This window comes from Pseudidiomarina sp. WS423 (assembly GCF_050750165.1).
GTDB lineage: Bacteria > Pseudomonadota > Gammaproteobacteria > Enterobacterales > Alteromonadaceae > Pseudidiomarina > Pseudidiomarina fusca.
The window spans coordinates 89,449-115,691 of the sequence record NZ_JBOJLN010000003.1 but is presented as its reverse complement, the minus strand read 5'-3'; the positions used below and the strand labels follow the sequence as shown (position 1 = coordinate 115,691).

Annotated in this window: 21 protein-coding genes; 8 read left to right on the top strand and 13 right to left on the bottom strand. The window is 49.7% G+C overall.

Going from position 1 to position 26,243, the window contains the following annotated elements; translation table 11 throughout:
* Positions 1-32: 32 nt before the first annotated feature.
* Positions 33-965, bottom strand: a complete 933-nt coding sequence (mdh, locus tag ACQ661_RS04805) for a malate dehydrogenase (RefSeq protein ID WP_153826392.1) — start codon at positions 963-965, stop codon at positions 33-35.
* Positions 966-1,144: 179 nt separating this feature from the next.
* Between mdh and argR the strand changes: the two genes are divergently transcribed.
* A complete protein-coding gene (gene argR / locus ACQ661_RS04800) occupies positions 1,145-1,612 on the top strand; it encodes a transcriptional regulator ArgR (protein WP_110076704.1) in 468 nt (155 codons plus the stop codon).
* Here the strand turns inward: argR and ACQ661_RS04795 are convergent.
* Positions 1,609-2,532 carry a Dyp-type peroxidase gene (locus ACQ661_RS04795; protein ID WP_431667770.1) on the bottom strand — a complete coding sequence of 308 codons (924 nt, stop codon included), beginning with the start codon at positions 2,530-2,532 and terminating at the stop codon, positions 1,609-1,611. The genes argR and ACQ661_RS04795 overlap by 4 nt on opposite strands.
* 166 nt (positions 2,533-2,698) lie before the next feature.
* Between ACQ661_RS04795 and ACQ661_RS04790 the strand changes: the two genes are divergently transcribed.
* Positions 2,699-4,504: a DUF885 domain-containing protein gene (locus tag ACQ661_RS04790; protein WP_431667768.1), complete on the top strand. Its 1,806-nt coding sequence runs from the start codon at positions 2,699-2,701 to the stop codon at positions 4,502-4,504.
* Here the strand turns inward: ACQ661_RS04790 and ACQ661_RS04785 are convergent.
* From ACQ661_RS04785 to ACQ661_RS04760, 6 genes are read right to left on the bottom strand one after another with little or no spacing between them, the layout of a single operon-like run.
* On the bottom strand, positions 4,501-5,832 hold the full coding sequence (locus tag ACQ661_RS04785) for a S41 family peptidase (protein ID WP_431667767.1): 1,332 nt from the start codon (positions 5,830-5,832) through the stop codon (positions 4,501-4,503). The genes ACQ661_RS04790 and ACQ661_RS04785 overlap by 4 nt on opposite strands.
* Complete coding sequence (locus ACQ661_RS04780) at positions 5,816-6,751, bottom strand: hypothetical protein (RefSeq protein ID WP_431667766.1); 936 nt, start codon at positions 6,749-6,751, stop codon at positions 5,816-5,818. Before ACQ661_RS04780 ends, ACQ661_RS04785 begins: the two co-directional genes overlap by 17 nt.
* A 1-nt stretch (position 6,752) precedes the next feature.
* Complete coding sequence (locus ACQ661_RS04775) at positions 6,753-7,229, bottom strand: hypothetical protein (protein WP_153826397.1); 477 nt, start codon at positions 7,227-7,229, stop codon at positions 6,753-6,755.
* Between the two features lie 50 nt (positions 7,230-7,279).
* Complete coding sequence (locus ACQ661_RS04770; protein WP_431667765.1) at positions 7,280-8,545, bottom strand: hypothetical protein; 1,266 nt, start codon at positions 8,543-8,545, stop codon at positions 7,280-7,282.
* Positions 8,502-9,137 carry a hypothetical protein gene (locus ACQ661_RS04765; protein WP_431667763.1) on the bottom strand — a complete coding sequence of 212 codons (636 nt, stop codon included), beginning with the start codon at positions 9,135-9,137 and terminating at the stop codon, positions 8,502-8,504. The genes ACQ661_RS04770 and ACQ661_RS04765 overlap by 44 nt, the downstream gene beginning before the upstream one ends.
* A gap of 50 nt (positions 9,138-9,187) precedes the next feature.
* Positions 9,188-9,721, bottom strand: coding sequence for a hypothetical protein (locus ACQ661_RS04760; RefSeq protein ID WP_431667761.1), 534 nt, complete (start codon positions 9,719-9,721; stop codon positions 9,188-9,190).
* 358 nt (positions 9,722-10,079) lie between these two features.
* On the opposite strand from ACQ661_RS04760, the gene acnB reads away from it, so the two are divergent.
* Positions 10,080-12,668, top strand: coding sequence for a bifunctional aconitate hydratase 2/2-methylisocitrate dehydratase (acnB, locus tag ACQ661_RS04755; protein WP_431667760.1), 2,589 nt, complete (start codon positions 10,080-10,082; stop codon positions 12,666-12,668).
* 127 nt (positions 12,669-12,795) lie between these two features.
* On the top strand, positions 12,796-13,932 hold the full coding sequence (locus tag ACQ661_RS04750) for an energy transducer TonB (RefSeq protein ID WP_431667759.1): 1,137 nt from the start codon (positions 12,796-12,798) through the stop codon (positions 13,930-13,932).
* On the opposite strand, the gene ACQ661_RS04745 is transcribed toward ACQ661_RS04750, so the two are convergent.
* Positions 13,916-14,878, bottom strand: coding sequence for a LysR family transcriptional regulator (locus tag ACQ661_RS04745; protein WP_431667758.1), 963 nt, complete (start codon positions 14,876-14,878; stop codon positions 13,916-13,918). The genes ACQ661_RS04750 and ACQ661_RS04745 overlap by 17 nt on opposite strands.
* 128 nt (positions 14,879-15,006) lie before the next feature.
* Between ACQ661_RS04745 and ACQ661_RS04740 the strand changes: the two genes are divergently transcribed.
* From ACQ661_RS04740 to ACQ661_RS04730, 3 genes are read left to right on the top strand one after another with little or no spacing between them, the layout of a single operon-like run.
* Positions 15,007-16,104: an efflux RND transporter periplasmic adaptor subunit gene (locus ACQ661_RS04740; RefSeq protein WP_431667757.1), complete on the top strand. Its 1,098-nt coding sequence runs from the start codon at positions 15,007-15,009 to the stop codon at positions 16,102-16,104.
* Positions 16,104-19,199 (top strand): efflux RND transporter permease subunit, encoded by a 3,096-nt coding sequence (locus ACQ661_RS04735; RefSeq protein ID WP_431667756.1) that lies wholly within the window; start codon positions 16,104-16,106, stop codon positions 19,197-19,199. Before ACQ661_RS04740 ends, ACQ661_RS04735 begins: the two co-directional genes overlap by 1 nt.
* On the top strand, positions 19,196-19,948 hold the full coding sequence (locus ACQ661_RS04730; protein ID WP_431667755.1) for a 3',5'-cyclic-nucleotide phosphodiesterase: 753 nt from the start codon (positions 19,196-19,198) through the stop codon (positions 19,946-19,948). Before ACQ661_RS04735 ends, ACQ661_RS04730 begins: the two co-directional genes overlap by 4 nt.
* Before the next feature lie 32 nt (positions 19,949-19,980).
* Here ACQ661_RS04730 and ACQ661_RS04725 read toward each other — a convergent pair whose 3' ends face one another.
* Both ACQ661_RS04725 and ACQ661_RS04720 read right to left on the bottom strand, forming a co-directional pair.
* A complete protein-coding gene (locus ACQ661_RS04725) occupies positions 19,981-20,634 on the bottom strand; it encodes a hypothetical protein (RefSeq protein ID WP_431667754.1) in 654 nt (217 codons plus the stop codon).
* A 233-nt stretch (positions 20,635-20,867) separates the two neighbouring features.
* Complete coding sequence (locus tag ACQ661_RS04720; RefSeq protein ID WP_431667753.1) at positions 20,868-21,569, bottom strand: efflux RND transporter permease subunit; 702 nt, start codon at positions 21,567-21,569, stop codon at positions 20,868-20,870.
* Between the two features lie 116 nt (positions 21,570-21,685).
* On the opposite strand from ACQ661_RS04720, the gene ACQ661_RS04715 reads away from it, so the two are divergent.
* The gene (locus ACQ661_RS04715; protein WP_431667752.1) at positions 21,686-22,456 is read left to right on the top strand and encodes a hypothetical protein; all 771 of its coding nucleotides are present in this window, start codon (positions 21,686-21,688) and stop codon (positions 22,454-22,456) included.
* Positions 22,457-22,526: 70 nt separating this feature from the next.
* Here ACQ661_RS04715 and ACQ661_RS04710 read toward each other — a convergent pair whose 3' ends face one another.
* The gene (locus ACQ661_RS04710) at positions 22,527-24,584 is read right to left on the bottom strand and encodes a M13 family metallopeptidase (RefSeq protein ID WP_431667750.1); all 2,058 of its coding nucleotides are present in this window, start codon (positions 24,582-24,584) and stop codon (positions 22,527-22,529) included.
* Positions 24,585-24,782: 198 nt separating this feature from the next.
* On the bottom strand, positions 24,783-26,210 hold the full coding sequence (gene lpdA, locus ACQ661_RS04705; RefSeq protein ID WP_431667749.1) for a dihydrolipoyl dehydrogenase: 1,428 nt from the start codon (positions 26,208-26,210) through the stop codon (positions 24,783-24,785).
* Positions 26,211-26,243: the final 33 nt, after the last annotated feature.

Sequence of the window (26,243 nt, the reverse complement as noted above, 5' to 3'; positions counted from 1 at the left end):
AGGCTCTGCTTGAACGTCTTCAATGGGTTAGCTTACTTAACGAAGTCTAAACCAATTTGGATGTCGTTTTTCAAACCGTCTAACATGTCGGCTTTGGCTTTTTCTTCGTAAGCGCTTAATTCGCCGTAAGACAGGATTTCTTCAACACCGTTAGCGCCAAGGCGAACTGGGTGAGCGAAGAACAAGGCATCGTTACCGTCGGTTTCAACGTAAGTGCACTCTACGACGCTGTTGTCGCCTTGCAGTGCCTTCACCAGTGACAAGCAGAAGCGCGCTGCTGCTTGGCCCATAGATAAGGTAGCAGAGCCGCCGCCAGCTTTAGCTTCAACCACTTCAGTACCCGCATTTTGAATACGCTTAGTTAGCGCTTCAATTTGCTCGTCGGTAAAGCTTAGGCCTGTTTGTGACAACAATGGCAGGATGGTGGTGCCGCTGTGGCCACCAATCACAGGAACTGTGACTTCAGCTGGGTTTTTACCGTGAATTTCAGCCACAAACGTTTCTGCACGAATCACGTCTAAGGTAGTCACACCAAACAATTTGTTTTTGTTGTAAACGCCTTTTTTCTCTAACACTTTTTTAGCGATAGCAACAGTAGTATTCACTGGGTTGGTGATAATGCCGATGCAAGCCGTTGGGCAGTTGTCCGCAATAGCTTCGATCAGATTAGCAACGATACCAGCGTTGATGTTGAACAGGTCAGAACGGTCCATACCTGGCTTACGTGGTACACCAGCTGGGATTAATACGATGTCGCTGCCCACTAACGCAGAAGCTAGGTCGTCTTTGCCGTAACCTTTTACGCTAACCGCCGTTGGGATGTGGCTGAGATCGACAGCAACACCAGGAACAACTGGCGCTACATCGTATAAAGCCAACTCTGTACCAACTGGTAATTGGGTTTTCAAAAGTAATGATAGTGCTTGACCGATACCACCGGCTGCACCTAAAACTGCAACTTTCATCTCAGACTCCATCCATTTATGTGGGGAAATTTAGGCCAAAAACTCTACTCTCTTTTAGCGAAAAATACAACGGGCGACCGCCTGACTAGGCGCTTATCTTGTATTGCTGTACACTCAGCAGCTACTCTGTAAATCCATAATAATAACTAGCAACCAGAAAATCATAGAGAGATATACGCATGGCCGACCCTAAAGCTGCTGATTTAATTGAAGCCTTCAAAGCGCTACTCAAAGAGGAGTGTTATGGCTCGCAGGGAGAGATTGTTGAACAGCTAAAAGAGCTTGGTTTTACTAACATTAGCCAGTCTAAAGTGTCGCGTATGTTGAGCAAATACGGCGCCGTGCGCACCCGCAATGCGCGCCAAGAAATGGTCTATTGTTTACCCGCAGAATTAGGCATCCCGAGCACCCATGCGCCATTAACGCAGCTTGTTTTAGATATTCAACACAATGATGTGATGGTGATCATTCGTACCACCCCTGGCGCCGCCCAGTTGATTGCGCGGTTGTTAGATTCGGTGGGCAAGCAAGAAGGCGTGCTCGGCACCATTGCCGGCGACGATACTATTTTTATTGCCCCGGTGAAGGTTGCGCAGATTGAAGAAACCATGCGCAACGTGCAACAGTTGTTCGATAGCGTCAGTTAGAGCTGCCCTTGTTGCTGTAAGAAATCAACGGACGGGGCGAAGTAAGCGCTATTACTGATGGCCTCGAGGTAATCTAGCAGCGGGTCGTAATCACCTTGGCTATCGGCCAGATAACGTTGTTTGAGCCAGGTATGCAGGTGGCTGGGTTGGCCGGTGCAATACAAGCCTAACAAGCCCTGCTCACGCAAATTTCCCCATGGCATGTTTTGCCGCAGCAGCTCTAACGGTTGCTCGTTGGCATCCAGTAACCGCGCGGCGCGACTGTGGCTGACTTGGCTTAGCAAGGCTTCACTGATGCGCTCGCCGGTGACTTTTTTGCGCCCCATCACATGCTCTTGCATATCGGTGCTGAGCTGTTCCCAGCGGCGCAAATCGTGCCGAAATTTCTGCAAATAAATGTAGCTACCGGCGGCAAACACAGGATCGTCCTGCACCAGGGCCACTTGCCGACGACGCAGCCCTCGTGGGTTATCAGGCGCTTCAATAAAGCCCAATAAATCACGGCCATCCATAAATCTGAAGGTGGTGATCTGCTCAACGAGCTCGACGTCATGACCGAGCCATTCAAGTAAGGTGCGAGCTGCTTGAAAGTTAACATCGAACCGATCTGAACGAATGTTGAGTAATAAATCAAAAGACTCCCGCGGCGCTTGTCGGTCGCCATCGCTCACCTCAGGAAAGCCAGTTAATTGTAACGGCCGCACATGACTGTAAAGAATATCCCAATAATCACTCCCGATGGCCACCATGCCATTGAGCATGGCTTCAGAGAAACGTGCATCTAGGCCTTCGAGCAACATGGGAATCCGCGCCAGCTTACGCCGCACGGTATCCACCTCATCAGTCATCACGTTCAACAGTAACGTGATGCCGTGCAAATTAGGTTCTGCGTATACGCCTGATTGTGCTTGTGCCGTCATGGTCGCTTACCTACCTGGTAAATTCCTCGAAAAAAAACGCGTATCGGTCGATTAATGTTTGCAATTATCCGTTGGCCCCGCACAATGTTATGTTTGGTTAGTCTATTCTGCCAAGCTTTGTAGCAAAAAAGTAGTGTAGCAAAATAAATGTCTTTTTGGAGAACCTATGCGTACCCCTTCGTCTTACTTATCAACGGCTTTAGTTGCTGCCTTAGCGGTAACCCTTTCAGGCTGTGCTAGTAGTGGTGCTGATACTGCTAGCGCTGATGCGCCAGCCGCCACTGCGGTTACCCGCGCGGCTAGTGCTGATCAAGCTTTTAGCGAGCTCGCTGATAGCATTTATCAGGCTTATTTGAACCAAGGCCGCGGAGTAGAATTAACGGATATGAGCCCAGTGGCGGTAACCGCACGCGCTGAGCAACAACGGCAATGGTTACAACAGTTGCAGCAAGTACCGGTAGCTGAGCTATCGCGCCAGCAGCAAATTAACCACCGAATGCTGGTTTATCGGCTCCAAAATGCCGTTGATAGCTACGATTACAACGACCATTACCAACCGCTCAATGCCGAGGGTGGCTTTCATAGCAATCTTAGTTTTATGGTCAGTAACACCGCCTTTCGCAGCGCCCAAGATTATCAAGATTACTTAACTCGGCTGCAATCTATTCCGCGTTATTTAGAGCAACAAACTGCATGGTTACAACGCGGGCTGGCGGCGGGCTACAGTCAACCACAAGCGGCTATGAAAGGCTTTGAAGAAAGTATCAGCGCCTACATTGTGCAAGACCCCAGCGAGAGCGTGTTCTTTGCCCCTTTCACCGAAGCCAAACCAACGTTTGTTACCGACCAGCAGTGGCAACAATTTGGCGCTCGCGCGCAAGACATTATTGACGACGAGGTGGTGCCTGCCTATCAGCAATTGTTTAATTACATGGTGATGGAATATTTACCCAATAGTCGCACTAGCATTGGTGCGAGTGAGTTGCCAAACGGCGCTGACTATTACCAAAATCGCATCAAGCATTACACCACCTTAGATTTGACTCCTGCTGAGATCCATCAAATGGGCCTAGCTGAAGTCAAACGTATCCGTAACGAGATGGCGTTAGTGATTGAAAAAACTGGCTTTGAAGGCAGTTTTGCAGAGTTCACTGATTATTTGCGCAGCGATCCGAAGTTTTATCCGCAAAGTGCCGAGGAGCTGCTGCAATACGCGTCCTATATTGCTAAGAAAATGGATGGTGAGCTTCCTAAGTTCTTTAAATTACTGCCGCGCCAGCCCTATGGCATCGCCCCGGTGCCGGCCGAGATTGCGCCTAAGTACACCACCGGCCGCTATGCTGGTACCGGCCGTGATGACCGTGCCAGCTTTTATTGGGTCAATACCTATGCGCTGGATCGCCGCCCGCTGTATCAGATGGAGGCGTTAACCTTGCACGAGGCGGTGCCTGGGCATCACTTGCAGGGAGCGCTAGCGCGTGAAATGGAAGACTTACCGGCTTACCGTCGCCACACGTACATTTCTGCTTTTGGCGAAGGTTGGGGCTTGTATGCCGAGTGGCTAGGTAAAGAAGCTGGATTTTATCAAGACCCTTACAGTGACTTTGGCCGGCTCAGTTACGAAATGTGGCGTGCCGCTCGATTGGTGGTAGATACAGGCATGCACGCCATGGGCTGGAGCCGTGACCAAGCGATGGAGTTTATGGCTTCGAATACGGCACTGAGTATGCACAACGTGCAAACAGAAATCGATCGATACATTACCTGGCCTGGGCAAGCTTTGTCGTACAAACTAGGTGAGATGCTGATCCGTAAGCTACGCATTGAAGCCGAAGATGCCCTAGGTGCTCGTTTTGATATTCGCGAGTTTCACCATCAGGTGCTGAAAAACGGCAGTGTGCCGCTCGATGTCTTGGAACAAGAAGTGCGGGCCTGGATTGATGCTAGCGTGCAAGCGCAAGCCAACAGCTAACGCACCGGAAATACCCAAGTCGCCGGCAATTCCTGATCGGGAACTAAGCCGGCGCCTTCGGGTAACGCCTGACCATGACCGTCAAGCAGGGTGGCTGGGGCGTACATAGAGACCCCGATGATCCAACCATTGGGTAAGCTTTTCACAATGGTTGGCGAGAAGGCCCCGCGAGTGGTTTGGCCATGCAAGCTAAAGCCGCGTAAACGCAGCGCTTGGGCTAGGTGTTCAGCGGCACTGGCGGTTATTTCACTCACTAACACCCGCCCCCCTTGATACAGACGACTCAAATCGGGACGCCGTTGCTCGGTTAGCTGATGTTGATTGATACTCGCAAAAGGTAAGGGTTGCGCTTGCAAACTCAAGGCTAGTTGGCTGGCCAGTAGCAGGCTGCCGCCTTCGTTGAAACGCAAATCTATGAGTAAGCTGGGGGGCTTGCCAAGGCTCTGACTGGCCTTTTTGAGATCGCTGGCGAGCTTATCTAACGCGCGTTGTAAGCAGCGCTGACCAGCCTCGCTATAACTCACTTCAACCTGCTGCAGGCCTTGTTGTACGCTGGTAAAACCATGCAGCCGTTGCACGCCCAGATAATATTCGCCAGAGCTCAGCAGACCCCACCACAAGGCTTGTTCGCAACCGTTATAGAGCGCACTTTGTTGCAACTCCTGCAGCCATTGCTGGCGGGATAATTCGCGTTGCGCCTCGCCTACGCTAAATGGGTTAACGCGATAATAAGCTCCAAGCTCGCGCGCCAGCACAAAGGCGTGGCGATCATCGCTATCTACCAAGACTTCGCGCACCAGTTGATACAAAGCGACGGACTTATCCGTATCGGTAAGGTTATGTTGAACATCCAGCCGTTGCGCCTGATAGCGCCAGCGCAATAATTCCGTTTGGCTTAGGCCATGCTGAAACTGCGTAAGTACCTCGGCTAAGGTATCGATGACGGCGCTGGCGGAGGCCTCGGGTGGTTGCCGACAAGGAGCGGGTAACAAGGGCTCACGGGTAAAAAATACCGGTATGCCATCAGATAAACGGCGTAACACCAAAGTGTTGCGGCCCGCCCCCACCCACTCGTGCTGGCCAGGGTTGTAAGCACTAGAAAACACCCGTGGTAGTAAGCCGGCATCGGCACTCCAGCATTGGCTGGGCGTATATTGATAACGCGTTAACAGGCCGTCGTTGGCTTCAAGGTAGCTGTGGTATTGGGCTGACCAATACACCCCATCGGCAATCTCTAACTGTTGTGGGGCTAAACTCGCCGTGCAACCACTGAGCGCCAGCAACAGCGCGCCCAACGCTAGTCTGCAGCGTTCAGAGATACCTGTCATACAATAACTGCAACGTTGCCTCTGCTGCTCGTTCACCTTGTTCTGCCCAAATTTCTAGCGGTTGCTCGATCACTTGATAACCGCCGCGGCTTGCGCTCACACCGGCCACTTGGCGCTCACGCTCTAAATTGTAGCCACCGGCTCGGCCTCGATAGGACTGCGCTGCCTGTGGAATCTTAATACGCTCGTCCGCCAACAAGGTGGCATCTGTCATGGAGGTCATGCTGATATGGTAACCAATCGGCTCGTAGTTCAACGTTTGCTCGCGGTAGGGCAAGACTTCTATCAACAGCTTAGTATGTTTACGCAGCATGTCCATTTCTAGGCGCTGCTGGTCATCCTGCGGATTACGCTCGGTACTAGAGCGGATTTCGGCGTCTAGTAGCCGCATGGCCACCGCCCGATTTACCAAACGCACCCCGTATTTAAGCAAGGTGCCTTGATAGCCGCGTTGATACTCTTGCCATTGTGCCGACGTGAGCATAGGGTCGCGATAATCACCTTGGCCACGTCGCTGCTCTACCCCAATCTGGATATCTTGCGAGCTGGGTGTAAAGGTGCCTTCGGTACCTGTAGCTTGGCTATTGATACTTACCCGCCGTTGCATCTGCCAATCCGACACCATGGCACTGAAGGGCTCTCCCACTAACATGATCAGTTGCGGGCGTCCGGCTGCTTCATAGGCCGTGTGAAAGGTCGCCTCATCTACCCTGATTAAGGGCTTAGGAGCTGCTCGTTCGGCGCGAGCCCGGTCAAAATAAGGCTCTTTAAGCATAGGTTGGGCGGGGGCATCTTGTTGCTTTAGTGGAGTACTGGCTACGGGCCAGGTCGCCAGGCCTAGCCCCAAGGCCGCCAACAGCAACTTGGTGGGCCCTAAAAACTTACCAGTAACACTCGAACGATCAGCATACCTGTTCATGTTAGCGTCCTTCGCGTAGCTCAACTAAAAAGTAGGCGGCACGGTCGTTCAGTGAGGTTTCTTTATAGATAGCCGTGCCATTGGCTGGTACATACACCCGCCGCCACATGGTTTCATCCATCAAAGGCGCTTGGTTGGCATCAAAAAACAACGCCTTGCCTTCAATTTGTAAGTCGTAGTCGGTACGGTTACGAATCATGGTCCAGACTTCTAATTGCCCAGTTGCGCTGTTACTGATGCCGCTGCGGTCAAGAGTTACTTTTACCGTATCTTGTACCCGCTCACCGAAGATGGTTTTAGTGATATCCGTGCGGTTAAGCTGGTGATCAATAAACACGATGGTGTTCAATTCATTGGTGGTGGTGCGCTGCACTGGGTGCGCGCCTTGGTAGCCGTTTTGGGTGTTACTGCCGCAGCCTGCTGCCAGCAAGGTGACCGCTGCAATAGCTACTAACTTGGTGCCTAAATGACTGTTCATTGTTGTTATCCTTTTGCTGCCGATGCCATCATCTTGTTTAGAATGCTGACTCAGCGCGCGCGTGAGCTATGCCAAATCAGATGATTGCCACGCTGATCTTGATAATGCCGAAACACCCCGGACGGGAGTGAAACCGGCTGTCCGTCTAAATCTGCATAAGTTGCCTGCCAATCACTAATATCAGTGGGCGAGCCGGAAAAGGTGCTGACATGAATGGCATCCGGCAAACTAGCCCAGTAACGCGTGTCTGCGCGCGGTTTAACATTGGTCGATAACGCCATGCTAGCCACCCCAATCAAGGCCAAAGTATTACCCACCTGCCCGCTACTACCGCCAACTGCCGGTGACCAGACTCGTGCTGCTACCCCTAACTTAGCTAAATCCGCACCAATATCCGCGGTGGTATTGGCAAAACTAGCTTTGCCTTCAATAATCGCATCTACTGGCCTACCGCCACGTGAGGTGGCTTGCCAGTAAACACTCTCAATAGGAGCCAACTGTTGCGTTTGGCCCGCCATGGTTAGGGTGACTTGTTTCTCGGTGAAATTTTTACCCGGGCGAAACACCAGCTCGTAATGGCCCATACCGTCGGCTAACTTACGTGGCGCAAAGCCCGTTTCAGCTAACACAAGCACATTATCGTTGGCATCCGGAATGACGATATCTGGCCGCAATTGCTGTAACTCAGCGTACGCCTCAGCGGCTAAGCCGGGGCTGCCCATTTTTTGCGCCGACCAGCCGGCCAGCAACAGTAGCACCGCAAAATCTGCACGATTCTGTTCTTCTTCGGCAAAGGCATCTTGCAACAGCCCGCTGATAAAACTGGCGCGGGCATTGTCGTACTCACCGTCAGCTAGGTAAATCAGGCCACGATAGTAGTAAGCCATAGCACGTTCGTAGGGCTCACCTTTGAAGTCTTTGCGGCCTTCTTCGTGCCACAGGCTGCGCGCTTGAAGTGCGGCTTGGTTATCTGCATACACAGTTTCAATCACCGCTAACGCAGCATCAAAGTTCTCGCGGGCAAGATCGAGATCGCCCCGATAAAAAGCAGCGGTACCTATCTCCATGCGGTTGAGCACTTCGTTACGCTTACCCTCGGCAAATAACTTTTGATATTGTGCTTGGGCATAGCTGGGTTGCTCTGCCACCCTGCTTTGCTCTTGCTGATTAAGCTGCAAGGGTTGGTAAGTAGCTGGCCCCGTGGCTCCACAGGCGGCTACCGCTAAACTGACAACGGCCAGCCCCGCCAGCCGCACCGTCTGCTTTGCCGTATTAGCGGTAGATGATGTCATCTTGCGCGGTTTTCTGGAATTCATACATGCCGCTCCACACATAAGTGCCAAGTTCTAGGTCGATTAACTCAAAGGTAATTTGATGGTAACGCGAGCGCTCTTGGCTGCGGGTATCCATCGCATCAAGGGACATGATTCGTCCCACTAAGCGAAAATCTGCGCCAGCAGTAGCTTGGGTGCTACGAATGGTACCGCCATCCACCACGCCCATCCGCTTCAGTTCACGCTCTTTCTCAACCATATCGGCGAATTCCCGGCCGACGAAGGTGAGTCGACCATTGGCGGCACGATTCAGGTTGATGCGTAAGCGGTCGGTGAGCATGTTTTTGTTGATGCGCGACGAGCTCTCGTTGGTAAAATATTCGCTGTCGATAATGATGCGGGGGGCGATCTCGCGATTCACCAATTGCGGGTTGCTGAGCATATCGCGCATCATTTGGTCGGTGACCGCCATGATGTCTTGAGACTCAACGCCAACCCCTTGGATTTTTCCCGGTGACCGCGCATCTTCATAGACGGTGGCGCGGCCGGCGCTGTTATCAATCTTGGTAGCACCGCAACCGGTAAGCAAGAGCCCACCGATAAGCGTGATGCCGGTTAATGCGAACTGTCTCATGGTAACGTCCTCATTGCAGCTTGTTTAATAGGGTGATGGGTAGGATTAAGTTAGTAACCGACACCCGCCCCAGCTGAGGCGTTATACAGGTACTGCATGTAGTTGGTTTTCATTTCTGGATAAATCGACATCACTGAATTAAGAGCATCTTGATAGTGCGGATGAGAGGAGTGATTCACATACATCCAAACCGCCAGATCTTGCAGCGAGTTAAACGAGATATCTGAGCTACCACGAATCACTTCTTCGCCACCGGCCATCTCGAGCGCCACTTCGCGGCCAATACTTTCACCCACAGCCTGACCGAGCATGCCACCAAAGAAAGGAATATTTTCAGCTAGCTTTTGGCCTGCATAGGCTCCGGCCATACCACCGATAGAACTACCCATTTCGGCATTTCGGGCGTTATTAACCCACTCGGCTAGCACCCCGTCTGAGGTGTAAGGGCTCATGTAACTGCCACTGTTATCTTGAATTGGGGTTGGTGATCTCAATTGATTAGGTTGGGCCAATTGCGGCCCCATAGCACAGGCGGTCAGTAACAAGGATAGGCATAGGGCAAATAGTAATTTAATGTTGTTCATAACAGCTCTCCCTTGAGCTCAAAGTTTTGTCTAATCGTTATGATTTAATAGGAGATTTAATTGAAACAGCCGTAAAACCTAGGATTAATCATAACTTTTGTTATTGGCGCTGCTTGATTTACAGGCAACAAAGTAAAGATTATGCAAAGTTCCTATTTTATCAAGGCGACAGCTATCACAAATGTTTAACCGCTTGTTTTGATATCAATTTTAATTATTAGTTATGCCTTACTTGTTTAGTATTCATCATGTTTATCGCAAAAATATGCGGGAAAACACTTATGCCAATTCAAATATGTAACAAAAGCCCGTATAATTCGTGGCACTTTATTAACCGCAACAGCAAAAGGGGTACCCAGTGCTGCAAGAATATCGTAAGCATGTCGAAGAGCGGGCCGCAGAAGGCATTCCGCCAAAGCCACTGACAGCAGAGCAAGTTGCTGATTTAGTAGAATTATTAAAAAACCCACCGGCGGGCGAAGAAGACTTCCTAGTCGAGCTAGTGTCTGAGCGTGTACCGCCAGGCGTAGACGAAGCTGCTTATGTTAAAGCCGGCTTTTTATCAGCCATCGTTAAAGGCGAAACCAGTAGCCCGATCGTTAGCAGAGAAGCAGCTGTTGCTTTGTTAGGTAACATGCACGGTGGTTATAACATCGTGACCCTAGTAGAGCTGCTAGACGACGCTGAATTAGGCGAGTTAGCCGCAGAAGAATTGAAGCATACCCTACTGATGTTCGATGCCTTCCACGATGTGGAAGAGAAAATGAAAAAGGGTAACCAGCTAGCCAAGCAAGTGATTGAATCATGGGCTGACGCTGAATGGTTTACCAGCCGTGATGAATTGCCTGAAGCGATCAAAACTACCGTCTTTAAAGTCACTGGCGAAACTAACACCGACGACTTGTCACCAGCGCCAGACGCTTGGTCTCGTCCAGATATCCCATTACATGCCAAAGCCATGTACAAAATGCCACGCGAAGGCATTACCGATGCGGCTAAGCAAATTGAAGAACTGAAGCAAAAAGGCCACCCAGTCGCGTTTGTAGGTGACGTGGTTGGTACAGGTTCATCACGTAAATCAGCCACCAACTCAGTGTTGTGGTTTATTGGTGAAGACATGCCTGGTACGCCCAACAAGCGTGCTGGTGGTATCTGTATTGGTAGCAAAGTAGCGCCAATCTTCTTCAACACCATGAAAGACGCCGGTGCGTTAGTGTTTGAAGCAGACGTCGAAAAAATGAACATGGGTGATGTGATTACCATCTACCCTTATGCTGGCAAAATTGAAAACGAAGCTGGCGAAGTGATTGCTGAGTACGACTATGCCTCGCGCGTGATTTTAGACGAAGTACGTGCTGGCGGTCGGATTAACCTGATCATCGGTCGTGGTTTAACTGAAAAAGCTCGCGAAGCTCTAGGTTTAGGTACGTCTGAGCTCTTCTTGAAGCCAGAGCAGCCAGCAGATACAGGTAAAGGCTACACCTTAGCGCAGAAAATGGTCGGTAAGGCTTGTGGTATGGCTGGCGTCCGTCCGGGTACTTATTGCGAGCCGAAAATGACCACCGTGGGCTCACAAGACACCACCGGCCCAATGACACGTGACGAGCTGAAAGACTTAGCTTGTTTAGGCTTTACTGCTGATTTGACCATGCAGTCATTCTGCCATACCGCGGCTTATCCAAAACCGGTTGATATTGAAACCCAGCATACTCTGCCTGATTTCATCATGAACCGTGGCGGCGTAAGCTTGCGTCCAGGTGACGGTATCATCCACAGCTGGTTAAACCGCATGTTGTTACCTGATACCGTAGGTACTGGTGGCGACTCACACACCCGTTTTCCGCTAGGTATTTCATTCCCAGCAGGTTCAGGCTTGGTTGCTTTCGCAGCTGCTACCGGCGTCATGCCACTAGATATGCCTGAATCAGTATTGGTGCGCTTTAAAGGCGAGATGCAGCCTGGTATCACCTTACGTGATTTGGTTCATGCTATTCCTGCCTTTGCTATCAAAGAAGGTTTGTTGACCGTAGAAAAACGCGGCAAGAAAAACATCTTCTCTGGCCGCATCTTAGAAATCGAAGGCCTTGATCACTTAACCGTTGAGCAAGCCTTTGAATTATCTGATGCGTCAGCTGAGCGTTCAGCTGCGGGTTGTACCATCAACTTGTCAGAAGAGTCGGTCGCTGAGTACTTGCGTTCTAACATCACCATGTTGCGTTGGATGATCAACGAAGGCTACGGCGATGCCCGTACCCTTGAGCGTCGTGCACGTAAGATGGAAGAGTGGATTGCTAATCCACAGCTGATGCGTGCTGATGCTGACGCTGAATACACCGCAGTTATCGAGATCGATTTAGCTGACATTAAAGAGCCGATTGTTTGTTGTCCAAACGACCCAGACGACGCTAAGTTCTTAAGCGAAGTTGCTGGCGATAAAGTAGACGAAGTGTTTATTGGTTCTTGTATGACCAACATTGGTCACTTCCGTGCAGCTGGTAAGTTGTTAGAGAAAAACACCGAAGAGCTCAACACGCGTCTGTGGATTGCGCCGCCAACCAAAATGGACGAAGCGCAACTACGTGAAGAAGGTTACTACAACATCTACGCAAACAATGGCGTGCGCACTGAAATGCCAGGCTGTTCATTGTGTATGGGTAACCAAGCACGAGTTGAGCCAGGTGCAACGGTATTATCTACCTCTACACGTAACTTCCCGAACCGTTTAGGCGACGGCGCTAACGTGTACTTAACTTCAGCTGAATTAGCTGCCGTGGGTGCGATTTTAGGTAAATTACCAACGCCTGCAGAGTACATGGAGTACGCTAAAGATATTAACTCAATGGCTGGCGAAGTTTATAAGTACTTAAACTTTGATCAAATGGATGCCTTCCGTGCGGCTGAAGCTGCGGCGAAAGCAAACATCATTCCGACCATTAACCTAGGTTAATGTAAGTAAAAAAAAGAGCTGGCCCCAGGTCAGCTCTTTTTTATTGCGCGATCTGTAAATCATTTGCCTTCGCTATTCTTGTTTGTTATTTTTTAAAAAAATATAACAATAACGACAAGGAATTCTCATGCATCTCATGGTTCGCAATTTGCTATTAAGCGCAGGGTTACTTGGTGCTCCACTCATGGCCCCGCAAGCGTTAGCTGAGACTGCAGCCGAGACAGCCGAGACCAGCGCAGCAAATGCCTTTGAACAGGCCTATGCCGCCTTACAGCAAGCCCACCAGCAACAACTCCCGAGCCACGAGCTAAGAAACTATGCGCAAACCGCCTACCAAGCGGCCAGCGCTTATTTTGGTGACGAGCACATCAATACTGCGAAAATGAAGCTGTCCTTCCTGAATGTGTTAACTCCTAGCCAGCACAGCAGCGGTGATTTTGCTGACCTTGCTACCAGCGTGCTCGATACCTACGAAAGCGAATACGGCGCCGACGCCGATGAACTGATCCCGGCGCTGATGATGGTGTTACGAACGCAACCCGTGCGCGCTCATTTACGCAAAAATCGTGCCCTATTTGAACGCTTAATCGAAGCGGCAGAACGCTCTCCTAGCCTTAGCGTTGAACAACAACTACGACTCAAAATTGACGCCGCCACCTTATTGTTGGCACAAGGCAACCCAGCTAGTCGAGCCCTGCTTGATTTTCCTGAACAAGCGCAGCAACAGCTTGGCGCAAGCCATGACTTAACTTTGTTGGCAGAGTTTTCGGCCGCTCGTTATTTAGAAGTGAACCAACAAACCCGAAGCGCAACTGACTACTTTGAGAAAATCAGCCAACACCCATTTACTGAGCAAGCCTCAGAGACCCAACTGAGTATCAAGTACATGAGCCATGCGCGTTTGGTTGCTACGTATGAAGGCATTGGTGAAAGCGATAAAGCCACCAAGCATTGTTTAGCCATTGCCGCTATGGGCCGCGGTATTGGTGACGAAGAAGAACCCACCCCAATTTATCGAGTGAACCCGGAGTTTCCGCCGAGTATGGCGCGTGACGGCCATAGTGGTTCAACGGTCTTGATGTTTGATATTAATAAGCTAGGCATGGTGGAAAATATTCGAGTCGAAGAAGCCAGCCATAAAGCTTGGGCTCGGGCCGCCACCAAAGCCTTGCAGCAGTGGCGCTATGCACCACGGTATGTGAATGGGGCCAGTGTCGATACCGCCAATCGCAAAGTTGTCTTTGACTTTAATATTCGCCGCTAGTATCACTACTAGTATCACCACGAGCACCAGAAAAATACTGCCAAATCAGCCGTTCAGCTGGGCCTGCTAAGCGCTCCGCTGAACGAACCAGGTGCACCTCTAGGTTCACCTGATTAATAAAACCCGGAATATCAATCGGCCGCAACATCTGTTGTGCGATGGCATCACCGACCAGATCGCCGGGGATGATCCCCCACCCCATCCCAGCTAGCAATAGCTCGCGCTGGGTGATGGAGTCATTCACTCTAATCCGTTGCTGACCGGGCATCCGTAAAATAATATCAAGATCAATACCAACATCTTGATTTTGCGGGATCAACATGGGCAAATCCAGCAAGTCTTGGCGTGATACTTTTATCGCATTTTTTTTTGCTGCAGGATGGGTTGCCGCCGAGTCAACTAAACCGGCTTGCTGCAACAGCGCCGGCGCTACCACAATCAATAATTCAAACGGTCGCACCCTTACCGTCTCAAAATCGCCGTACTGACGAAACACAGGTAGCCAAGGGCACAGCGCCAATTCAGCTTCGCCATCACGAATTTTCCGTAACGAGCGCAACTGGGAATCACCACTTAACAATAACTCCGTTGCCGGAAAGGTCTGCTGTAATTGCTGCAGCGCAGGAAACAACACCGCCGGTGCACAGGTGTAGTCATAAGAAATCCGCAGCTGCGGTTCAGCCCCGGTGCGTAATTGCTGGGTGAGTGATTGCAGTCTTTGATTTTGCCGAATCACCTCACTGGCCTGGCGCAGAAACTGTTGGCCACGCTGTGTCAGCGCTAAGCGATAACCACTACGGTCAAATAATTTAAAACCAGCTTCCTGCTCAAGGTTTTTTAGTGCCATACTGACCGCAGCTTGGGTGCGATGCATGCGTTCAGCAACGGCTTGCACCGAACCGACTTCAGCCAAATGAATGAGCATTTCTAGTTGGTTCAGCTTCATCGTTAACCCTATAAGTTTTTCTTAATATGTTTTTAATTTTTATTCAGTACTACTTTAGCTTTGCTTTGGCTAAAATAACAGCCTAAGTTTTATCAAACGCTTGGAACATTCCACGCTGAGGTTACTCTATGAACTATCCAGCTCGTCTAGTTACTTGGTCTTTGTTCGCGGTTGCTGTTCTCAGCACCAGCGCATGTTCTCCAGCTCCAGAAGCAGCTGCGCCAACGGCTGTCGCCCAACCGGTGAAGTTAATGACGGTAAGCTACGGTCAGGGAGAACGGATTCGTCGCTTCCCAGCTGTGGTTGAAGCTGCGCAAGTGGCGCAACTGGCATTTCGAGTTGCGGGTGAAATTACCGAGTTCCCGGTCAAAGCTGGTCATGATGTGAGTCAGGGGCAGTTAATTGCCAAGCTAGACCCAACTGACTACCAATTGGTGCTCGACCAAGCACAAGCAAGGTTTGAGTTAGCTCAAGCACAATTTACTCGTACTGAGAATTTGGTGGCGCAAGGGGTGATTTCGCCACAGCAGTTTGATGAGGTTAAATCGAACCTCGAGGTGGCCCGCGCTAATCTAGAAACGGCTAAGGCAAATGTGCGTTACACCGAATTACGCGCCCCTTTTGCCGGTACCGTGGCCCATGTTTTTGTTGAGCGTTACGAAACCGTGCAACCCCAGCAAGCTATTGCCACCATTCAGCTCAGTAATGCCGTAGACGTGAGTATTCGGGTGCCTGAGAGTTTATTTGCACGTGTGCAACGACAGGCGGATTATCAACCGGATGTGATCTTTGCAGCAGCCCCAGAGCGTCGCTTTAAAGCCACCTTAAAAGAATGGGACGCCACTGCAGACCCGGCTACCAACACCTATAAAGTGGTGTTCACCTTACCGGTACCGACCGACTTAAACGTACTTCCGGGCATGTCTGCCGCCCTTGAAGTAGACGCGAGCGCCATTGCTCAACAAGCGGCAGCGGCCATTATTGTGCCTAGTTCAGCGGTGTTTTCACCGGCCACCCAGGCTGCCAGCAGCGGTCATGCCGTATGGGTCTATCAGCCCGAGGCCGGCGTGGTGGAGCTGCGTTCGATTACCATAGGTGCGGTAACCAATCACGGCGTTGAGGTGACCGCAGGCCTAGTCGATGGTGAGCACATTGTCGTTGCTGGAGTGCATGCATTAACAGACCAGCAGCAGGTACGGCCATGGACTAAAGAGCGAGGTCTGTAATGAATATCGCTCGTTACAGTATGAAGCGCACCACCACCAGTTGGATGGTGCTGTTCATTCTCTTACTTGGCGGGATTATTGCGCTGCTTAATATTGGCCGCTTAGAAGATCCTGAGTTTACGCTGAAGCAAGCCATGGTCATTACCCAATACCCTGGCGCAACGGCGCAACAAGTTGAAGAAGAAGTCACCTACAAGCTGGAAAATGCCATCCAGCAACTGGCCAATATTGACCACGTTACCTCGGTCTCTAAACCTGGGCTTAGCCAAATCACCGTAGAAATGCAAAGTACCTTGCGCAAACATCAGATGCCGCAGGTGTGGGATGAGTTACGACGCAAGATTAACGATGCCCAGCCTCAACTTCCGCCCGGCAGTGGGGTGCCCATGGTGAAAGATGACTTTGCGGATGTGTACGGCATGACATTTGCGATTTCCGGCCCCGGCTACAGCTATCAAGACATTGCTGATTACACCGATTTTTTACGCCGCGAACTGGTGCTAGTGAAAGGCATAGGTAAGGTGATGGTAGCCGGCAAACAGAACGAGCAAGTGATTGTCGAAGTGTCGCGCGAAAAGCTTGCTAACTTTGGTATTGCTCCACAGCAGTTGGTGAATCTACTGCAAACGCAAAATGCGGTTAGCGATGCCGGCCGCGTGCAAATTGGTGAGGAGCGCATTCGTTTGCAAACCAGTGGCGAATTTCAAGATGTTGCCGCACTGGCCGATTTGATGATCAGCAACCCGGGCGCAGAAGAGCGGATTTTATTACGCGATGTGGCCACTGTAACTCGCGAATACCAAGAAATCCCAACCCATATGGTGCGTTACAACGGGCAAGAATCTTTGTGGCTAGCACTGTCTTTTGCTCCTGGCGTGAACGTGGTGGAAGTAGGTGAACGCGTTACTGCTAAATTGGCTGAGTTAGAATACGCCCAACCGGTCGGCATGCAGATCAGCAACATCTACGATCAACCCAGTGAAGTGGATAAATCCGTCACCAACTTTCTTATCAACCTAGCCGAAGCCGTGGTGATTGTAGTGGTAGCCTTGTTGGTGACCATGGGGCTGAGATCTGGCGTGTTGATTGGTAGTGTGCTGCTAGTGACCGTGCTCGGTAGTTTTATCTTCATGTATTTAATGGATATTCAGCTGCAACGGGTCTCTCTTGGCGCCTTGATTATTGCCTTAGGCATGTTAGTTGATAACGCCATAGTCGTGGCCGAAGGTATGCTGGTTGGGGTGCGACGTGGTTTGTCGCGGATTCAAGCCGCCAGCGACGTGGTGCAACAAAATTTATGGCCACTGCTGGGGGCGACAGCGATTGCCATCATTGCCTTTGCGCCGATTGGGCTATCTAAAGATGCCAGCGGTGAATACGCCAACTCGTTGTTCTGGGTGCTGTTTATATCGCTGCTATTGAGTTGGTTTACTGCCATCACTCTCACACCGTTCTTGGGTAATATTCTGTTTCGCAAAGATGCTCGCGCGCGAAGTGCCATCGAGCAGCCCGAGGATGATGACCATGTTTATCAACACTGGGTATTTCTAGGCTACCGCAAGCTTTTGCTGGGCTTTTTAAGTTGGCGAAAAACCACGGTAGCCGTGATGTTGGCGCTGTTGGTGCTGGCTGGCTATGGTTTTACTAGCGTAAAACAGTCTTTCTTTCCGCCCAGTACCACGCCGATGGCCTTTATTGATTTATGGTACCCGCAAGGAACCGATATTCGCTCGACCTCCCAGCAGGTGAAACAGCTTGAACATTACTTGCAACAAGAGTACTTGCAACAAACAGAAGCAGGCCAAGAGGCTGCTGGCTTAGATTTTGTTGCCACCACCATAGGCCAAGGCGCTCCTAGGTTTACCCTCACCTATATGGTCGAAAAATCCTACGAAAGCTATGCCCAGTTGATTCTGCGTGGTACCGATACTCAGCATTTGCAACGGGTACTCGAGCAATTTGAAGGCTACCTGCAACAGCAGCAGCCCGATGTTGAGTTTAAGATCAAGCCCATTGAAATGGGCCCCTCCCAAACAGCGAAGCTCGAAGCGCGCTTCAGCGGCCCTGACCCGTTGGTGCTGCGTCAACTTGCAGACCAGGCTCGGCAGATTATGGCAGCCGATGCCGGAGTCCATAATCTGCGCGATAACTGGCGCCAACGCACCAAAGTGCTCGAAGTAGACTTTAATGAAGCCGCAGCGCGGCGGTTAGGCATTACCAAACAAGACGTTGATGATGTGCTTAAACGTAATTTCACCGGGCAAACGGTGGGAGTCTATCGCGATGGTACCGAGTTACTGCCGATTTTGGTTCGAGCGCCAGCACCGGAACGTAGCGATCTAGACAACTGGTATGAGTTGCAAGTTTATAGCTCGGCGTTGCAACAGCATATTCCGCTGGGTCAGGTGGTGCATGGCATTCAGCTTGCCGCCGAAGATTACCTGATTGTGCGACGCGACCGGAAAAGAACCATCACAGTGATGGCTGATCATGATATTTTCTCTGACGAAACGCCCGCAATGGTGTTAGCCCGAGTGCGCCCAGATATTGAAGCCATTCCCTTGCCGCTCGGCTATGAGTTAAGCTGGGGTGGTGAGTTTGAGGCATCACAAAAAGCCACTGGCGCAGTGTTTCAAGCCTTGCCATTGGCGTTTCTGGTGATGTTCATTATTACTGTGTTGCTGTTTAGCTCCATCCGTCAAGCTGGGGTGCTATGGACCACAGTCCCCTTGAGCCTGATTGGGGTTACTCTGGGGCTATGGCTCACTGATCAGCCCTTTGGTTTTATGGCGTTATTAGGCTTTTTGAGTTTATCGGGCATGTTAGTTAAAAATGGCGTGGTCTTATTGGAACAAGTGCGCGTAGAATTAAGTGCTGGTAAAGCAGCCATAACAGCACTGGTGGACGCCTCCGTGAGTAGGGTGCGCCCCGTCTCTATGACAGCCGCCACCACGATTGTGGGGATGATTCCGCTGCTGTTTGATGACTTCTTTGTGAGCATGGCAGTGGTGATCATGTTTGGCTTGGGCTTTGCAACCTTACTTACCTTGGTTGTGGTGCCGGTGATGTATGCGTTGGTGATGCGAGTAAAATGAATATAGCAGTGTTAGGAGCAAGTGGTGGCCTCGGTGGCATGACCGGCAGTACCTGTGTGCAAGTTTCAGAACGTATTCTGATTGATGTAGGTACTGGTGTCAGCCAATTGTTGTTAAAGCAGATGCAGCAAGTGCGGCATATTTTTCTAACTCACAGCCACAGCGATCATATCGCTTGTTTACCTATGCTGTTAGGTAACTTATTTAATGTTGCTGATGCTGGTGAACCTGTCACTGTCTATGGCTCGGCCGATACTATCGCGGCTATCCAAGCGCATGTGTTTAATTGGGTCATCTGGCCCGATATGCAAGAACTACCCAGCAAAGCAGCACCGCTGTTGCGCTTACAAACCATCACTGCAGGCCAATCCATTGCTATTGATGGTATTAGCCTCACCCCTTTTGCCACCTATCATACGGTGCCAACCTTCGGTTATTCTATTTGCAAAGAGCAGCAGCATACGGTGTATGTGGCCGATACTGGCTATGCCAGCAGTCTGGTTGAACAGATTAATCAGCTGGGAGTGATTGACGATATTATTTTGGAGTGTAGCTTTCCTAATGAGTTGGCAGCAGTGGCCAAGCAAAGCTGTCATTTGACCCCACAGCTTTGTTTGCAACTCTTAGCTGAGTTGGCGCAGCCGCCAAAACGGGTGTGGATCAATCATTTAAAACCAGATGTGGCGGATGAAGTACATAAACAATTGCGGCAGCAGCACCCACCACAGGGCTGGCAGGTGCTGCTATAACTTACCGCTCAACAATGCGTGTTCAAGCTAGGTTAGTAGGTGCTTACTTTAACGTTTGAATCACCCACACCTAGGTTGATAGAGACTACCGCGGTACCCGCACCACGACCTTTGCTGCTGGCGGTCATCAAGAAGCGGTTGTTCTCGACTTCCGCTACGCCCTTTACCTGGCTGTCGCCGATGCCAATATCGCTGGTGATGATGGCTAGGTCGCCGCGTAACTCAAGGTCCACTTCGCCTACGCCCACATCCAGATTGATATCGGTCGTCCACATCTCACCACCGATGGTGCCTACCCCCAAATCTGCATCTACGGACGCAATCTTGGGCAGCTGAATCACCCAATCAAGCTTAACGTTATCTTGCTCTGGTACGCTTAGCACCAAACGGTCACCGTCTTGTTTTGCAGTTAATTGAACCGCCTCAAGGTCACCGTCGTTCCACATTTTGTCGCTATCAGCTTTGGCTGTTAGGGTAACTGACAGGGTGTCGCCAGTGGTCGCAACAAATTTAATTTCTCCAACACCAGAATCCAAGCTGAGCTTAGTGCTGCTGGTGACTTGATATTCGGCACTCATGGTTTTTTGCTGTTCAGTAGTAGCAGCTGCTTGAAAGGGCATGCTGGCTAACGTTACCAAGGCGATTAATCCAGTCGCAAAGTTCCATACAACCTGTTGCTTTTTCATTGTTTTATTCCCTTTATCCATGTTGGTTATGAGACCGGTTGCAGCGGCTAAATTATGCTGCAACCTTTGGTCTGATTTTTTAATCACTTGCTAAGACTTAAGCAAATGCTGTGCCAACTTTGATAAATCCCTATAAAACAACAAGTTAAGTCGCAACCCTTAGAGATAAGGAATGGTTACTTAAGCTATTTCACTAGTTTTTAGTAAAATTTATACTAACGAAGCGGCGATTTTCACCACCGCTTTAAGTACAACCAATACACTGCTGGTATCACCAACAAACTCAGCAATGGCGCTACAATCATGCCGCCTATCATAGGCGCAGCGATACGCTGCATCACTTCGCTACCGGTACCTTCACTCAGCATAATCGGCAACAACCCAGCGATAATAGTGAGCACCGTCATGGCTTTAGGCCGCACCCGCTGCACGGCGCCCTGCATAATTGCCTGCTGCAGCTCAGCCAAGCTGGGCTTGCTGTTAGCACGGCGAGCTTCAGCTAGGGCCTGATTTAAATACAGCATCATCACGACCCCAAACTCTGCTGCCACCCCGGCCAAAGCAATCATACCCACTCCTACTGCGGTAGATAAATTAAAGCCTAGCGCCCAGACCAACCAAAGACTACCACTGAGTGCCAAAGGTAGCGTGACCATGATCAGTAAGGCTTGTTTGAACGACTTAAAAGTGACGTACAGCAGCATAAAAATAATCACCAAGGTGATTGGCACCACCGTCTTCAGCTTATTTTGTACCCGTTGCATGGATTCATACTGACCCGACCAACTGACGCTGTAGCGTGGCGGCAACTGATAGCTAGCCACCAAAGGTTGGGCGGCCGCTAACACATCACTGACGGCGGTATTAGCATCCACATCAATAAAAAGCCAGCCGTAGGTAAGAGCTAGATTCAACGATTGCAGCAGGTCAGTCATGCTATTTCACCTTGACACCCCCCCCTCTGCTGCTTAAATTAAACTTCAACTTAACATTTTTTAACCAGTTGTACTTTTGACGCCCATTATTTCATCGATACAAAGGATGACTCATCATGACATTGCCCGTTAAATCATTAGTGCTCATGGCTATGCTGTCGTTACTAGGCGCTAGTTCTGTGAATGCCAAATCTGTCGGTAATAAAGAACAGCCAAGACCCGATCCAGGAGCAGAAGTCATCTATCTTGTCGCATCTACCATAGGGCTCTCATTAGATGAACTTAACCGTTCTTTTAATGTGATCGTAGGTTTTCAATCCGGTAAATTTACCCTGCCAGAACTAGATTCACTTGCTGATGATGAGCTGCTGCTCATGATTGATAGGTCTGCAGAACCCTTCGCCAGTCTCGACAACCAACAACTCATGCTGGTGGCGCAACGCTACCTGATTGAAACCGAGCTGTTGGCTGCTCGCGCTGATGTTGACGTTGACAAGTTTCGTCAGTTCTATCGTACCTTTGATAGAACCATTACGCTGGCGCTGCGCGTCAATAAGTATGTTTCAGTAAAGCAGCGTAGCAGTCTCTCCCCTGATGCGTCACTCACTTATATGGATGTGGATACCTTTGATGGCCCTATCATAGATTGCGACCGTTCTTGCCGGGCGGTGCAAGAGCAAGTTTGGGAAAACATGTTTGGGCAACTTACTATCATGGGCGACATGCAGAGCTGGGAGAAGCAGCATGGCTCACAGCCATTAGGAACTGTTGCCCGTATTGTTGATCATGAATCAGGCAAGTTTATTGAAGTAAGAAATCAGTCTAGTTCGCTGGCGTGGGTATCGATCATTGGTGGAAGTGACTGCGGCGCTGCTGCTTGTATTTAACGTATTGATAAAAAAGCTGAAACAGCGGTAAGACTGTTTCAGCTTGGGTTAAACCATTTGAGACTAAGGCTTACCAGATTTTTACGCGTTGCTCTGGTGGCAAGTACAGGTCATCACCTGGTTGCACATCAAAGGCTTCATAAAAGGCTGGTACGTTTACCACAGTACCATTCACACGGTAATCAGCGGTCGAGTGTGGACCACGCACTACTTGGTTACGCACAAACTCATCACGCATTTTGGTTTTCCATACTTGCGCCCAGCCTAAGAACACGCGCTGCTCACCGGTGTAGCCGTCCATCACTGGAGCTTCTTCTCCAGCTAAGGCATTTTTATAAGCACGGTAAGCAATGGTTAAACCGGCTAAGTCACCGATGTTTTCACCTAAGGTGAGTTTACCTTGCAAGAAGGCACCCGGAATAACTTCGTATTGGTCTGTTTGTGCCGCTAACATGTTGGCACGTTCTTCAAACGCTGCGCGGTCTGCTTCAGTCCACCAGCTGCTTAAGTTACCATCGCCATCGTATTTAGAGCCTTGGTCGTCAAAACCATGACCTAGTTCGTGACCAATAACAGCACCAATACCACCGTAGTTCACTGCATCTTCAGCATTCATATCAAAGAATGGCGGTTGCAAGATACCAGCTGGGAACACGATTTCGTTACGCACTGGGCTGTAGTATGCATTGACGGTTTGTGGCGTCATGCCCCACTCTTCTTCTTTAACCGGCGCGCCGATTTTAGCTAACTCTTCGTTGTACTCAAACAACGCCGAACGCTTGTAGTTACCTACCAAGTCATTGTCTGCAATGGTTAATTCAGAATAGTCACGCCACTCGCTTGGATAGCCGATGTAAGGCGTAAACTTGTTCAGTTTTTCCAATGCTTTAGCTTTAGTGTCGGCACTCATCCACTCAAGATCTTGAATAGATTCACCGTAGGCCGTAATCAAGTTAGCTACCAGTTCTTCCATGCGCGCCTTGGCTGCCGGTGGGAAGTATTCAGCGACATATAATTGGCCCAAGACTTCACCTAACACGCCATTGGTAGCGTTAACGCCGCGTTTCCAGCGTGGTTCTTGCGCTGGAGTACCATTAAGCACGGTACCGTAAAAGGCAAAACGACGATCGTTAATTTCTTCAGTTAAGGCACCAGCATAACGCTCAACGGTTTTGATGGTTAAATAATGCTGCCAAGTTGTCACATCAACATCGGCGAACATGTCACCAAAAGCTTCAAAATAACTAGGTTGACGAACAATCACATCAGCCGCTTTTGCGACGCCGGTGGCAGCAGCGTAAGCATCAAAATCAAAGCTACCTAGGGCCTCAGCTAATTCTGCTTTGGTCATTTTGTTGTAGGTTTTATCCGCGTTACGGCTTTCAATACGAGTCCACTGGGCTTCTGCTAGTTTGGTTTCTAACGCCAAAATAGCTTCAGCGGCGGCACTGGCTTCAGCATAATCGACTAACCCTAAGATATCAGCGAGGTAAGTTTGATACTGCTGACGGATCTCAACGTACTTCTCGTCATCGCTCAAGTAATACTCACGATCGGGTAAACCTAAACCTGATTGTGACATGTAAATAGCGTTAACTTCAGGGTCTTTAGCATCTGGATAGACATAAAAACCAAACGGTGAGCTCACCCCATATTTAGCTAGCTCGGCCATCCGTGCGACCACATCCGCATGAGTTTTAACCTCGGCATTAGCTTGTAAATCTGCGGCAATCGGGTTGTAACCAAGGCTATTTAGAGTTTCAACGTCCATAAAGCTGTTGAAGAAATCACCAATTTTTTGCGCATTGGTGCCAGCTTCGGCGCTACTAGCGGCGGCTTCTTCAATAATGCCACGCAGGCGTTCTTGGTTTTGTTCTGCTAAATCTAAGAAGCTACCGATGCGTGATTTATCTTCTGGCATGTCGGTGTTCTTATGCCAAGTACCGTTCACAAACATGAATAAATCATCTTGTGGACGAACACTGGTATCAAAGTTTTCTAACACTAAGCCAGAGGTCAGTTGTTGTTGTGGCTGTTGTTGTTCTTGCTGTTGCGGTTGCTGGGGCGAACACGCTGCCACCCCTAGGGCTAAGGCTACGCTTAGCGCTAACGTGCTTACTTTATTCATAAAATCCTCGTTGCTGGATAGTGTTGCTAAGTTATCCTTGCTACCTTAAGCCAAGGTGCGGCGTGGTACAACAAAAATCCCGACAACTACCCGCATACATCGGCTTATTTGTCGCAAAAACCGGTCGTACAAAAGGCAAAAAAAATCCGCAGCTGCTGAGCAACTGCGGATTCTTGGCTGCGGCATAAAGCCTACTGCTTATTTTTTCTTGGCTTTTTTGTTTGGCAGGTCAGTAATAGAGCCTTCAAACACTTCAGCTGCTAAGCCCACAGACTCATGCAAGGTTGGGTGCGCATGAATAGTTAGCGCGATATCTTCTGCATCACAGCCCATCTCGATGGCTAAACAGATTTCGCCTAACAACTCACCGGCATTAGAACCAACGATAGCACCACCTATAATACGGTTGTTTTTATCAAACAACAGCTTGGTGAAACCGTCTGTAGCACCTTGTGCGATAGCACGACCTGAAGCGGCCCACGGGAATACTGCTGCTTCGTATTCGATGCCTTGCTCTTTCGCTTCTTTTTCAGTTAAACCAGCCCATGCAACTTCAGGATCCGTGTACGCAATAGAAGGAATCACTTTCGGATCAAAGTAATGTTTCTTGCCGGCAATCACTTCTGCTGCAACATGACCTTCGTGCACAGCTTTGTGCGCTAACATGGGCTGACCAACGATATCGCCGATAGCGAAAATATTACTTACGTTAGTGCGTAACTGCTTGTCTACTTCAATAAAGCCACGGTCAGTTACCTGCACGCCAGCATGTTCTGCGCCAACTTTCTTACCGTTAGGAGCACGACCTACAGCGACTAACACAGCATCGTATTTCACTGGTTTTTCAGGGGCTTTGTCGCCTTCGAACGTTACGTGAATACCATCTTTCTTGGCTTCAACTTTCGCTGCTTTGGTGTTCAACATGATGTTATCGAACTTCTTCGCAATCGATTTAGTGAAGGCTTTAATGATGTCTTTGTCCGCTGGCGGAATTAACTGCTCAGTCATTTCCACAACGTCAACTTTGGCACCTAAGGCACTGTATACACAGCCCATTTCTAAACCGATAATACCGCCACCTAAGACCAACATACGCTCTGGTACAAAACGTAATTCTAAGGCTGCAGTTGAGTCCCAAATGCGCTCATCTTCGTGTGGCACAAACGGTAACTTGATCGACTGTGAACCCGCAGCAATGATTGCATGCTCAAAGTTAATGGTGGTTTCTTTGCCATCAGCATCTTTTACTTTCAGTTGCTTATCGCTCGCGAACTCACCGACACCATTGACCACGGTAACTTTACGCATTTTGGACATTTGTCCAAGGCCACCGGTTAATTGACCGATAACTTTTTCTTTGTGCGCACGAATTTTGTCTAAATCAATTTTCGGAGCACCAAACTCAACGCCTTCGGCTCCCATGTGCTTGGCATCTTCAATGTGCTTAGCAATGTGTAACAAGGCTTTAGAAGGAATACAGCCCACGTTCAAACATACCCCACCTAAGGTGTTGTAACGTTCAACAATCACTGTGTCTAAACCTAAATCGGCAGCACGGAATGCTGCTGAATAACCACCTGGGCCGCCACCTAGAACGACGACTTGGGTCTTCACTTCTTTGCTCATAAGAACCTCTTTGAATTCGGCTGTGTTCGGTCT

Bases quoted from the DNA above. Each gene is read 5' to 3' on its own strand.
- ACQ661_RS04715 (WP_431667752.1), top strand. From the start codon at position 21,686: ATGACATTGCCCGTTAAATCATTAGTGCTCATGGCTATGCTGTCGTTA.
- argR (WP_110076704.1), top strand. From the start codon at position 1,145: ATGGCCGACCCTAAAGCTGCTGATTTAATTGAAGCCTTCAAAGCGCTA.
- ACQ661_RS04735 (WP_431667756.1), top strand. From the start codon at position 16,104: ATGAATATCGCTCGTTACAGTATGAAGCGCACCACCACCAGTTGGATG.
- ACQ661_RS04760 (WP_431667761.1), bottom strand. From the start codon at position 9,721: ATGAACAACATTAAATTACTATTTGCCCTATGCCTATCCTTGTTACTG.
- ACQ661_RS04740 (WP_431667757.1), top strand. From the start codon at position 15,007: ATGAACTATCCAGCTCGTCTAGTTACTTGGTCTTTGTTCGCGGTTGCT.
- ACQ661_RS04785 (WP_431667767.1), bottom strand. From the start codon at position 5,832: ATGACAGGTATCTCTGAACGCTGCAGACTAGCGTTGGGCGCGCTGTTG.
- ACQ661_RS04710 (WP_431667750.1), bottom strand. From the start codon at position 24,584: ATGAATAAAGTAAGCACGTTAGCGCTAAGCGTAGCCTTAGCCCTAGGG.
- ACQ661_RS04765 (WP_431667763.1), bottom strand. From the start codon at position 9,137: ATGAGACAGTTCGCATTAACCGGCATCACGCTTATCGGTGGGCTCTTG.
- ACQ661_RS04745 (WP_431667758.1), bottom strand. From the start codon at position 14,878: ATGAAGCTGAACCAACTAGAAATGCTCATTCATTTGGCTGAAGTCGGT.
- ACQ661_RS04720 (WP_431667753.1), bottom strand. From the start codon at position 21,569: ATGACTGACCTGCTGCAATCGTTGAATCTAGCTCTTACCTACGGCTGG.
- mdh (WP_153826392.1), bottom strand. From the start codon at position 965: ATGAAAGTTGCAGTTTTAGGTGCAGCCGGTGGTATCGGTCAAGCACTA.
- ACQ661_RS04795 (WP_431667770.1), bottom strand. From the start codon at position 2,532: ATGACGGCACAAGCACAATCAGGCGTATACGCAGAACCTAATTTGCAC.
- ACQ661_RS04770 (WP_431667765.1), bottom strand. From the start codon at position 8,545: ATGAATTCCAGAAAACCGCGCAAGATGACATCATCTACCGCTAATACG.
- ACQ661_RS04790 (WP_431667768.1), top strand. From the start codon at position 2,699: ATGCGTACCCCTTCGTCTTACTTATCAACGGCTTTAGTTGCTGCCTTA.
- ACQ661_RS04725 (WP_431667754.1), bottom strand. From the start codon at position 20,634: ATGAAAAAGCAACAGGTTGTATGGAACTTTGCGACTGGATTAATCGCC.
- ACQ661_RS04780 (WP_431667766.1), bottom strand. From the start codon at position 6,751: ATGAACAGGTATGCTGATCGTTCGAGTGTTACTGGTAAGTTTTTAGGG.
- ACQ661_RS04775 (WP_153826397.1), bottom strand. From the start codon at position 7,229: ATGAACAGTCATTTAGGCACCAAGTTAGTAGCTATTGCAGCGGTCACC.
- ACQ661_RS04750 (WP_431667759.1), top strand. From the start codon at position 12,796: ATGCATCTCATGGTTCGCAATTTGCTATTAAGCGCAGGGTTACTTGGT.
- ACQ661_RS04730 (WP_431667755.1), top strand. From the start codon at position 19,196: ATGAATATAGCAGTGTTAGGAGCAAGTGGTGGCCTCGGTGGCATGACC.
- lpdA (WP_431667749.1), bottom strand. From the start codon at position 26,210: ATGAGCAAAGAAGTGAAGACCCAAGTCGTCGTTCTAGGTGGCGGCCCA.